The organism is Bacillus solitudinis (genome assembly GCF_002797395.1).
Lineage (GTDB): Bacteria > Bacillota > Bacilli > Bacillales > Bacillaceae_D > Halalkalibacter_A > Halalkalibacter_A solitudinis.
Genome location: NZ_NJAX01000036.1, coordinates 24563 through 34683, shown reverse-complemented (window position 1 = coordinate 34683; position 10121 = coordinate 24563). Strand labels below are relative to the sequence as shown.

14 protein-coding genes, 1 tRNA gene and 1 pseudogene are annotated in these 10121 nt (G+C 33.1%); all 16 read left to right on the top strand.

Annotation, left to right across the window (positions count from 1 at the left end; all coding sequences use genetic code 11):
- Positions 1-91: pseudogene (locus CEF19_RS22830) on the top strand (preQ(1) synthase); the annotation flags it as partial.
- Between the two features lie 199 nt (positions 92-290).
- Complete coding sequence (locus tag CEF19_RS22825) at positions 291-503, top strand: hypothetical protein (protein ID WP_100408469.1); 213 nt, start codon at positions 291-293, stop codon at positions 501-503.
- Between the two features lie 427 nt (positions 504-930).
- Positions 931-1701: a hypothetical protein gene (locus tag CEF19_RS22820; RefSeq protein WP_100408468.1), complete on the top strand. Its 771-nt coding sequence runs from the start codon at positions 931-933 to the stop codon at positions 1699-1701.
- Positions 1702-2092: 391 nt separating this feature from the next.
- Positions 2093-2617 (top strand): helix-turn-helix domain-containing protein, encoded by a 525-nt coding sequence (locus CEF19_RS22815; protein WP_100408467.1) that lies wholly within the window; start codon positions 2093-2095, stop codon positions 2615-2617.
- A complete protein-coding gene (locus CEF19_RS22810; RefSeq protein ID WP_100408466.1) occupies positions 2617-3267 on the top strand; it encodes a YkyB family protein in 651 nt (216 codons plus the stop codon). The genes CEF19_RS22815 and CEF19_RS22810 overlap by 1 nt, the downstream gene beginning before the upstream one ends.
- A gap of 4 nt (positions 3268-3271) precedes the next feature.
- Complete coding sequence (locus CEF19_RS23405) at positions 3272-3415, top strand: hypothetical protein (RefSeq protein ID WP_157801092.1); 144 nt, start codon at positions 3272-3274, stop codon at positions 3413-3415.
- Between the two features lie 172 nt (positions 3416-3587).
- Complete coding sequence (locus CEF19_RS22805) at positions 3588-4106, top strand: hypothetical protein (RefSeq protein ID WP_100408465.1); 519 nt, start codon at positions 3588-3590, stop codon at positions 4104-4106.
- Positions 4106-4234: a hypothetical protein gene (locus tag CEF19_RS24070; protein WP_264755160.1), complete on the top strand. Its 129-nt coding sequence runs from the start codon at positions 4106-4108 to the stop codon at positions 4232-4234. Before CEF19_RS22805 ends, CEF19_RS24070 begins: the two co-directional genes overlap by 1 nt.
- Positions 4224-4559, top strand: coding sequence for a hypothetical protein (locus tag CEF19_RS22800; protein WP_100408464.1), 336 nt, complete (start codon positions 4224-4226; stop codon positions 4557-4559). Before CEF19_RS24070 ends, CEF19_RS22800 begins: the two co-directional genes overlap by 11 nt.
- Positions 4560-4638: 79 nt before the next feature.
- Positions 4639-5274, top strand: a complete 636-nt coding sequence (locus CEF19_RS22795) for a hypothetical protein (protein ID WP_100408463.1) — start codon at positions 4639-4641, stop codon at positions 5272-5274.
- The gene (locus CEF19_RS22790; RefSeq protein WP_100408462.1) at positions 5271-6368 is read left to right on the top strand and encodes a hypothetical protein; all 1098 of its coding nucleotides are present in this window, start codon (positions 5271-5273) and stop codon (positions 6366-6368) included. The genes CEF19_RS22795 and CEF19_RS22790 overlap by 4 nt, the downstream gene beginning before the upstream one ends.
- Before the next feature lie 492 nt (positions 6369-6860).
- Complete coding sequence (locus CEF19_RS22780; RefSeq protein WP_100408460.1) at positions 6861-8276, top strand: hypothetical protein; 1416 nt, start codon at positions 6861-6863, stop codon at positions 8274-8276.
- Positions 8277-8500: 224 nt separating this feature from the next.
- The gene (locus tag CEF19_RS22775) at positions 8501-8722 is read left to right on the top strand and encodes an ArsR family transcriptional regulator (protein ID WP_157801091.1); all 222 of its coding nucleotides are present in this window, start codon (positions 8501-8503) and stop codon (positions 8720-8722) included.
- Positions 8723-8983: 261 nt separating this feature from the next.
- The gene (locus CEF19_RS22770; protein WP_100408458.1) at positions 8984-9391 is read left to right on the top strand and encodes a hypothetical protein; all 408 of its coding nucleotides are present in this window, start codon (positions 8984-8986) and stop codon (positions 9389-9391) included.
- Positions 9388-9654: a hypothetical protein gene (locus CEF19_RS22765; RefSeq protein ID WP_100408457.1), complete on the top strand. Its 267-nt coding sequence runs from the start codon at positions 9388-9390 to the stop codon at positions 9652-9654. The genes CEF19_RS22770 and CEF19_RS22765 overlap by 4 nt, the downstream gene beginning before the upstream one ends.
- Before the next feature lie 133 nt (positions 9655-9787).
- Positions 9788-9861, top strand: a tRNA-OTHER gene (locus CEF19_RS22760).
- Positions 9862-10121 lie beyond the last annotated feature (260 nt).

Sequence of the window (10121 nt, the reverse complement as noted above, 5' to 3'; positions counted from 1 at the left end):
TTACGGAAAGCCTGGTACTAAATTTGAGGAAATGGCATATCATCGCTTGATGAACCATGATTTGTATCCAGAGAAGATTGATAATAGGTAGTAAAGGGATATGTTGTACTGGAAAAGAAAAACTAAACGTTAAATAGTGACCAAATAATCAATTGTGTGACCAAAATTGATGCAATTGAAAATTTTAAAATTATATATGTGACCAATAGAATACGTGATAAAAGGGTGCCTTTAATAAACTTAAAGGGCGCTCTTTTTTTGTTTTTCATCAACCTAAAGGAGGCTATCTAATGACCGTCAGAATTACAGGAAATCGACACAGAGACGTTTACACCCTAATCGCAAAGCAACAAGGCTCAGGTATCGTATTTGAAGTCATTGAAGAGGAATCAGGCATGTTAATGGATATGGGTCTACTTGTTAGCATCGAACAAACTGAACGCTTCGCTCATGAACTTCTGACATTATGTAAGTCGATTAGGGAGGTTAATAAAAGAGTCTGAAATCATTTATTTATAAAGCTTTACGCATATGGAATGATCTTTCAGCAATCAAAAAAAAACGTGTCGGTAAGCGCATAGGACGGAGAATTTCAGGGAAATTTCAGGACGATTTTTAGGGAAGTTGTTCAAATAAAAAAATGGACTCCCCACAATTGTAGAGTCCCAAGTATCTTGCAATGTCGAATAATGACTTACCTTAACTATTTTACAGGAAAATCAATTGAATTAATGTAAAAAATTTCTATATAAAATACAAAGAAAAAGGCTGAGAGTGCTGGAACACATCTCAACCTACATCTGCACTACGAGTACGAGCAGACTCAAATCAACTTACTAATATTGTATTTCATTTCTAAAATGAGATCAAGTAGTTCTGCTCGTATTGCGCACTTTTACCAGTATCGCCAATAGAGGAGGACTACTTACTATGCAAATAAACATATCACAAAATGAGTTTCAGCGCTTGGCTACATTTAAACAATACGATTCTATTGAGGAAATGAACAAGACAGTCAATTCACACTTACCCAATATATCAGCAGGTGAGAGACGCTTTCTCACTCTCATCTCTCAGTATTCTTGTTTTAAGACACATATAGGCTGTTGTTGGCGCAAGAGACGTGAAATAAGCAATGAGCTTGAGGTATCTTCTAGGACAATCACTAATTACATCTCTAGCTTAGTTAAGAAGAATGTAATCAAAGTAATTGAGACCTATTGTAACGGAAAGAAAGGCGCAAATATCTTCATCATACTACCAGTAAAAGTGGAGGATGAGACTAAAAATGCTAGTCCAAATGTCCCTAGTCCTTCCAGACTTATTAAAACTCAAACTAAATCTAATAAAGAGATACGTAAGGAAGAACCGACAATTGACCAACTAAATCATGAATTTGTTCCTTCAAATGTTCCTAAAGATTTTATTAGTGTATGTAAGCCTTATTTCAACGCAAAGACTATCTATTCCTTGTGGGGAAAATGTTTACTTGCAGCTAGTAAGGTAGGTACACATGACATTATAAGCCTTTTACCATCTATTATTAGACAATTAAAGGGTACTGTATTCTTTATCAAGAAAAATCGTGTGCGTGACTTAATGTCTTACTGGTACAGTGGAGTTTATCAGGTGTTAATACAAGACAAGCGCAAACAGGCAGATAACATCCCTAGCTGGCTCACAGGAGGTCTAGCGCAATGATTAGACGCTTTGGGAACCTAACATCAGAGGAAAAGTTTATAGTTTGTAGTGCTATTATTACACTTGTGTTTGTCTATGTAGTGGCTAGTTTTAGTTGGGTAGGTTGATGGTGCCACGTGACACCGATATAACAATGACGATTAATTAAATAATATTAATACTAGTTATGATAACGTAATCCTGCGTTATTAAATTTATTAAAGTATTTCAAGAACTCGGAAAGACATCTTTCCCGAATGTCGGAATGTTGACCTTTAGGTTCCTAAATGGGACTGTGTGGTCGCACTTAAATTAATTTGGAAATATATTTTAAAAACCTATTGATTTACTGTAAACCACATGTTATATTATTACCAAGAAGGTTTACGGTAAACCTAAATAGGGGGTAGAAATGAGTAAGAAGGCGGGTTTAGCTTATATTGCTGAAGTATTTGATATTACTTTAACGGAATTGGCTGAGAAGTTAGGGGTTACTAAACAACAGCTTAATTCATGGGTTAATGGTAATAGACCTATACCGAAAAAGTGGTTAGAAAAAATGAAAGAAATTGAGGAGTTTAGAGATATACCTGATAGTTATTTCACGGGTGAATTAAATTGGAAATTAAAACATTTTATTAATTATTGTTACTATGCTTACCGTCATGATATTTCTGATAATGAAGAAGATATAGAACGCTATTGGGAATTAATGGAAAATGAAAACGATGAGTTATTGGATACAATGCTAAGAAATGAAGTGAATGAGAAGATTAAACTTCGTAACGGAACGTATCACGTTTTAGTGTCGAATATTAATGATGTCGCTGAATTATTAGTGAAGGATAGTAATATGGGCAGTGAGGAACTAAGTGCGTTAAAAAAAGACATAATCGTATTATTAAAAAAACACAAGCTTCTAAAGGAGGACAAATAATGACAGTACAAGTTGAATTGGAAACATATGTAGGTTGGGATAACATTCCCAAAAATCTATTCACAAAAACACAATTAAAAGATAAGAGATTAAAGCCTGTTGATTTAGAAAATGTTGCAGCTTATGTGAAATTTCAGTCTCCTAATAGATGGAGAGAAACGAATCTCTACAATATTGATGAAACTGTCGAGATGAAAAAGCGGAAGTTAAATATTCGTAATTTTGAATTAAATGAAAATAATCTTGGTGAAGCACTTTACATAATTAATAAATCAGCTAAGAAAAGTCGAGATACAAAGCAAGAAAATTATTACAGTAAAAACTTTGGTGTGGTCAGTCGATCTAAAAGTCGCCAATCATCTTTATACGACTTGAAGAATGATGTTATTTCAAAGGCTGAACGTGATGGGATTGCAGAAATAATTGGTTATCATGTTCAAGAACATTATGAAAGACCTGATGTATTTCTTGTTTTGTACAGAATAGGTGATTTCACATTCCATAATATCGCCGATGTAAATCCAGAAAATACTGACTTGGAAAGGTTAGGTGAAATTGGGGTTATATCCGCTGAGAAAACAAGAAAAGTAGAAATGAAGTTTAATGAGGCTGTTAAGCTATTAGAAACATTCTCGGGGAAGGAGGACTAACTAAATGACCAACACATTTGCGGCAACATTTATTCAACAATATCAAGATTTAATCGACTCAACTGACGGACAAGCTTTATGTAAAGCGTATGCGGAATTTGAGTTAGTGGATACCAAGGATGAATATCATGAGCAAGTATTGGCATAGGACGGAGAGGTCTAATTTCTTCTCCTAAAACTGTACTTTGACTTTAACTAACTTTGACCATTATTAATCTAAGGAGGTGATTCAATTCTAATATTCTAGTTTAACAATCTCACAGTCAACCGTCACTCAAGTCATGTATACATAAAACTAAAACCAAATGGAGGAATTTATTATGAAGAATAACAATGAATTTATCGGAGTAAATCACGTATCAAAACTAACAGAGGCAGTTAGCAATAAGGCAAGCGAGTTTATCGGTGAGGAAGTACCAGTTAATGAAGAATATTCGAAGGAAACTTATAAACTAGCTTTTGAAACATTGGCTAAACACGTTGTAGGTTACGCTGAAGCGAATGATAATGGAAGTCTTTTACTTAATATCATCATGGAATCAACTGAACTGGACGATACAGAAGAAGGACTAGATGCATTTATGCTGATTGAACAGGCTATGAGTGAAATAAAAGATGATAAAAAGCTTAGTGATATTGAAATCGGTGTATTAAATAGAGCTTTAGAAAACGATGAAATCCAAATGTCTGTGTTCGATAATTTATTAGATATTAGCGACCGAAGAGTAAGAAGTTATGAGGTTCAAGATTTCGTTAGAAAACACTTCTCCAATGAATACGACCAAGCAGCCAAGGAAGAATTGGGAGACATGATGCCAACTAAAGGAGGAGTTCAATAATGGAAAATCCAAATAGCATGACACATAAGGAACAATTTTTAACTTTTATCGGCAGTGAGGAAGAGTATATAGCTTTAGGACTGGATGAAGAAGAACCTGTTGAGGGAGAGATCAATAATGACTACTGAAACAAACTGGAAAACTGAAATCAAGTCCAGAATCGATGAAGTAGATAATATTACTAATGCTATTAAAGAGGTTTTAAACGAACTTAAAACTGAACAAGAGATTGAGTCGGATGTTAGTGTAAGTTTCAAAGATGGTCAGGTTTTATGGTTTGTTAAAATAGATAAATTTGAAATTGCATTTGAATATAAGGACTTAGATTTAGATGAAGGTCGTGAAATAACAGGTTATTCATCTATAGGTCAACCTATATACGTTGGAGAAGTAAATCTCAATAAAGTGGTTATAAAGACATTGAAAGTCAAATTTATATTAATAAAGAAATAAAAGTAATACATAATTAATACATAACCGGTTAGAGGGGAGTTAATCTCCCTCTTCCCTACAATATCATAAGGAGGCTTAAATGGGTTACGAATCAGAAATTTTAATTGTCCAACATAACGGTAAGGAAATTGAAGTAGAGCATAAGCATTCATTTAGAGATAATGAATTCTCTCAGAAAACAGTATCATTTAATTATGAGGGTGTGGAAATTTACAACTATACGTACCATCTTTATATATATAAACAGGAAGATACTGCTAATTCATTTGTGAAGAAGCTTTGCACAGCGATTGATTATGGAGGAACAGATGCTTGTTTCAAATTTACAAAACTCTATGATGATAAAAATTCAATTTTATATAACTACATTCTTATAGGAGATAATCTTTATAAGCATGAAGTCGTCAATCCACTTTCTAGAAAGAAGCACATATTAAAAGTGGAATTCAAAAATGGAAAGACCGTAAAGAATATTCCAGGTCTACCTCAAGATGTAGTTTACGAAGACGACAAGATTATTTGGGATATGACGATAGGTTGTTATAAAAAGTCTTTAGCATCGATTAAACGAAACTCTGTCGAATGGCATAGAAAAACTGGATCATTACCTAAGGATAAACATCTTGAAGAATATCAGACTGGAAGATTAAAAGAGATTAATGAGTTTTTTGAAGAAATTGGGGTAAATTCTAAATCGAATGGAGGAATCGAATGAAAATAAGCAACATCGGAGAAGGTCAGGTAATTAAGAATTATAAAGCTTTATGCGCAGAGTTGGAGATTCCTATAAAGGCTGGTAAAGGTAAGAAATATCAATTGATAGACTTAGAGCGACATTGTCAATATTCAAAAAAGGGTCATTCCTTCGTTATTGAGGAGATATACGAGAAGCCAAAACCGAAGCTTAAAAATAGTAGTAAGGATTTCATCCGTATTGTGGAGCTACTAATTTTAGATTTGTTAGCCAAAATTAAAGAAAACCGAATAATTAAAACAAAGAATCAACTGATGAGAATAATGAATATGTCCAACTCAAATTATTCTCAGTGTGGTCGTATGGTGCCAAAATTTGCTCAACATATTAATGTTAATCGAGCAATTGTTTATGACTTTTACAACACTAGTGATTCCAGTTTCAGAAGCACTATAGAGCGTGCGTTAAAAAGTCTACAAGATAGACGATGTATTTTCTATAAAAAGGCAATTGTTATAAAGAGGAATGAAGACTATGAGCATGAAGTTGCAACTGTAGATGAGGAAGAATTTATAATCAGTTGTGAAAGTGAAGTGCTTGATGAGATGAATAAAGAAGCGATTGGAAAAAATATATATAAAGTTTCTGATGTAGTTGGCACTAGTAAATGGAATGAGTTCAAAAAGCGTGTTAGCGAGGAAATACAGAAGGATAATATATTTGATATTGATTATTATTATTTTGCTTACGACATTACTCTAAATCGAAAAGGGATACTATCAACTTACAATAGCATATTAGATTTACTACTGAAAGACGCTGATGAAAAGAAACACAAACTAAATGAAACTATAATAACAAAATTCTTACATAATGCAAATGAGAGACGAAGAAAAGCAATTAAAGAGAATGAGGCAGCCTTTGGAACCTTTAAAACTGGTGACTGTAGAACAGAAGATAATTACATAGAAGACATTGAGAAATTGTTATATGCATTAATAAAAGCTAATTCACCAAACATAGTTCATAACGTTAGAAAAGTTAAATTAGTACCAACATTACCAAGTGAAATTACATACGAAATCGAACAGGAGCTAGAAGATTTGTTCTTGTAAGAAAATTTGACACCTTGACACCACCATAAATAACTAAGATAACTTCTAGGTACTCAAAGTGTCAAATTTTAAATTTAATAGTAAAAGTCAAAACAGCTTGCCAGCGTAGAAGGAAAACCGCCTTCTACTTGCCTTGGATGTACAAAGGAAAACCACCCTTGTACATCCAAAATTATGATATTTAATATTTTTGTATCAAATTAGAACAATAAATAACAATTAAGCCATGAGGGGTGAATTGTGACCGCAGGGAACAAGAGGGGTGGTATGGGTAAGGTGTATTTTGAAGTGGTTTTCTTCAAAATCACTTTAGCACCCCTATCTTTTGAAATTATATTGAAAACTGGCATACAACAAGTCAAGCCAACAATAAGTACAATCAGCTCGTACAATCAAATTAATCAAGCGCCATACAAGCAGCGCACAAGGAGCGATTACAAATGGAAAAGTTAATCGGAATGAAAATTAAAACTAAAGGGAGAGATTCATTATATGGAAGAAAGAAAATATGGTGTCGTTTATGGTAATGAAAAATTATTGCGAAATGGGTCATTAGGCGACCCTGATATTAAACATTATTATGATAAGGATTCAATTTTACATAAGAGTATCCATCAAGCTATAAAGGAAATTTGGAATAACCTTGATTTTAGAATTAAGAATTCTTATGAAAGAAATCAAATATTACATAGTTTATTAGATGAATACTTAGTTACATACGAATCAACTTCTTATTTTGCCTTAGAAAATGGTAGGAAAAAGCAAGGTGTCAGTCCGCTTTCAGAGGACATTTATTACTATCAACAATTGCAAAAGCTGTCTGATTACTTATTGAAAGCTCACAATAAGGTGATCGATAAAGAACATCCATTATTTGAGTATCCATTACTTTCAGAGTATTCTCAGAGTATGAATGAAAAACGTGAGATATATATCAATCATGATTTTGATGCGGCTCAGGGGTTAAAGGGAATTCACTTAGATATAGTGGATCTTTTCAATGATGATGCTTTGCAACAAAACATGAAAAATAAACGTTTAAGTGAGGATGAGAAGTTACGTCTTCGCTTAGTGAGAATGGAAGTAGTTGAGCAGTTCCCTACACTAAAGGAAATGCAAGATTGTATTGATAATATTAATAGAAAATTAGGTCTTAAAGAAGCAACTAAATTACAGATGAAGGAACAATTTCTTTTTGAACGTGCAGATAATATGCAAACACTGAAAGAGCATTTTATAGGAAGGTGTATTGCATCAGGTAGAGAGAATGATTTTGAAGTACTTAAGGTTGAGTTTAATAAATACCTTTATTCATTCGGAATTCCACTAGAAGCTGAGAAACAATATGATAAATTAATTAAAGTTCGCAATGAGATTAAATATGAGATGTCAGTTGTCTATGAAAATATTGTGAAACCAGTGCGTTCAATGGGTAGTGCGCATATAGAGCCTATAAAAGTAGATTTAGTCACTCAATACATAGAAGATAGCTTTGATTTTACTAATCAGAATCATGTGTTTGCTTTGTTAAGTTTTGAAAAGGAATCATTTACTCTCGATGACGAATTCGGTAGAGAGAGAGTAACAAATTTTTATCCTATTTATCATTTATTGAAAGAGAAACATAAATATAATGTAGGTTCAGTTGTCTATGAAATCCTTTCACAGTTTGATAAATTAGTTGATGCGTCTGATTTAACCGAGATAGAAAGGGATATCATAGATGTGGTCTGTCAGAGGAGGGGTGCTGATATTAAGATTGAACATCCATATCAGAGAGCGGTTGAATATTTAGAGCGAGAACATTCTCTTGAGAAAGATGTACGATACATAAAAAGAGCGTTGAAAAAGTTAAGCGAGAAATTAGTTAATACATATTGTGATGATAAGTTTGACATATGTGTGTGAATTAGTGTATAATATTAGTTTTTGTAAAAAGTGTGTGGTAAGTCTCTAATATAGATAGAAGGTTAATACCTTAAAACAAAGTATGTATGAATAGCTATTCATTACATTGATGAAAATAGAGTGGGTTTTCTCCTCCTGCTCTATTTTTTTATGACTTTTTTACTTAACAAATAAAGTGAATAATCAAACTAAATAAATTTAAGATTCAGAAGGAGGGAGTTGAATTGAGACTTTCAAATGAAGAAATAATTGAGTTGAGACTCTTAGCGAATAAAAAGGAATTAAAAAACAGAGATATTGCTTCAACAATAAATATATCTCAATCGGCAGTTTCGCAGTTTTTACGGAATAAAACGAGATTATCTGAAAGTAATGAGAATAAAATTAAAGACATCATTCAGCAAGCTGATCAGTTTGTCATGAGACGTGTACGAGTTAGCGATTAATAGTTTTGACCGCATCGACTGGTTTTATTACAGTGCGCCCTTTCATCCTCGGTCATAAAATATAAGGTTGAATTTGTACAATTTGACAATCTTTAATGATGTCGTTATTGTATTCCTCCGCATTTAATTTAATTTTATTGCACATGAGAGATGATAGTGAGCTAGGTATTTTTATCTAGCTCTGTTCATGTGTTCCTCGCAAGTCTCCACTCTATTCTCATCGGAAGGATAAACAAAAATTAGATAAAAGGAGAGGTAATAATGAGAAAAACAGATCGAGAATATAAAGTTACTGAAATGAATTTTGCAGAACTCGACAGAATATTGTACAAAAAAGCAAAAGAAGCCAATGACCATTTATTCGGAGGTGTTTTACCATTTATCAGTAGATTGATGGATGAAAATGAAATTATTTTGAAAGAGCTTGATTATTTGAAAGCATACATACAAAGTACAGAAAAACCCATTATAAAGCCTGTTAAGGAAGAAGTAGTAAGTGTAGAGCGTTCTACAAAAGTTACTGAAAAACCACAAAATGTAAAAGTTGAGCAGCCTGTCTATGAGGAGCCTACAAAAGAAGAGGTTGAACGTGCCAATAGATATTTTAATAAAACACCCAGAGAGCAGAAGAGGCTTTCAAAGGTGAAGCTAAAAGGAGAGATTGAATGAGTTACAAATGTAGAGTATGTGATTTAAAGATTACTCATGATGAGCTATGGGATTTTGAGTGTGGAGAATGTACTATGGATGATTGGGATGAGATAGGGAAGTCTGAAAGCCTATTTATGATAAATGAAAGACAGAAAAACGAGTTTAACGCAGGTTTAGAAAAGTTTGCTGAACTAGTGAAGAGAATGGAACAATTGAGAAAAGAAGAGGCAGAGGATTACAGGGAGTTATTTAGAGGGTGTGAATCAAGAATAAGAAAATGAGTGATATAGATGCTATTTCAAAAGGAATTGAAGCGCTTAGTGAGCAGTTAAATAAGGAAGAGCATATGACAGATGAGGTTTTTGAAAATGAAGAAATTGATTGGTTAAGCTAAGTGATTAGCTTATTTTTTATGGATTAGTAGCTCAATGGTAGAGCAACCAGTTATAAGACTGAGTGAATTGTTGGTTCGAGTCCAATCTAATCCTTTAATAATGAGATTTAAGAAGTAGAAGGGCAATCAAATGCCCTTCTTAATATATACTTTAACCTTTTCCAAGAGTAGATCCAGCTTTACTTTTTGTTTTCTTAGATGAACTATCTGAAGCTAATTTTGAACCAGCCTTAGATAATTGAGATTTAGATGGTTTTTTTGGCATAGGGTCACCGCCTTTCATAGATTCTAAATTACATCAATATTTTACCATACAGTATAGGGTGTTACAAATTGAAATACCTACTATATATA

Excerpts from the sequence above, each read along its gene's own strand:
- CEF19_RS22825 (WP_100408469.1), top strand. The coding sequence starts at position 291 with ATGACCGTCAGAATTACAGGAAATCGACACAGAGACGTTTACACCCTA.
- CEF19_RS22820 (WP_100408468.1), top strand. The coding sequence starts at position 931 with ATGCAAATAAACATATCACAAAATGAGTTTCAGCGCTTGGCTACATTT.
- CEF19_RS22815 (WP_100408467.1), top strand. The coding sequence starts at position 2,093 with ATGAGTAAGAAGGCGGGTTTAGCTTATATTGCTGAAGTATTTGATATT.
- CEF19_RS22810 (WP_100408466.1), top strand. The coding sequence starts at position 2,617 with ATGACAGTACAAGTTGAATTGGAAACATATGTAGGTTGGGATAACATT.
- CEF19_RS23405 (WP_157801092.1), top strand. The coding sequence starts at position 3,272 with ATGACCAACACATTTGCGGCAACATTTATTCAACAATATCAAGATTTA.
- CEF19_RS22805 (WP_100408465.1), top strand. The coding sequence starts at position 3,588 with ATGAAGAATAACAATGAATTTATCGGAGTAAATCACGTATCAAAACTA.
- CEF19_RS24070 (WP_264755160.1), top strand. The coding sequence starts at position 4,106 with ATGGAAAATCCAAATAGCATGACACATAAGGAACAATTTTTAACTTTT.
- CEF19_RS22800 (WP_100408464.1), top strand. The coding sequence starts at position 4,224 with ATGACTACTGAAACAAACTGGAAAACTGAAATCAAGTCCAGAATCGAT.
- CEF19_RS22795 (WP_100408463.1), top strand. The coding sequence starts at position 4,639 with ATGGGTTACGAATCAGAAATTTTAATTGTCCAACATAACGGTAAGGAA.
- CEF19_RS22790 (WP_100408462.1), top strand. The coding sequence starts at position 5,271 with ATGAAAATAAGCAACATCGGAGAAGGTCAGGTAATTAAGAATTATAAA.
- CEF19_RS22780 (WP_100408460.1), top strand. The coding sequence starts at position 6,861 with ATGGAAGAAAGAAAATATGGTGTCGTTTATGGTAATGAAAAATTATTG.
- CEF19_RS22770 (WP_100408458.1), top strand. The coding sequence starts at position 8,984 with ATGAGAAAAACAGATCGAGAATATAAAGTTACTGAAATGAATTTTGCA.
- CEF19_RS22765 (WP_100408457.1), top strand. The coding sequence starts at position 9,388 with ATGAGTTACAAATGTAGAGTATGTGATTTAAAGATTACTCATGATGAG.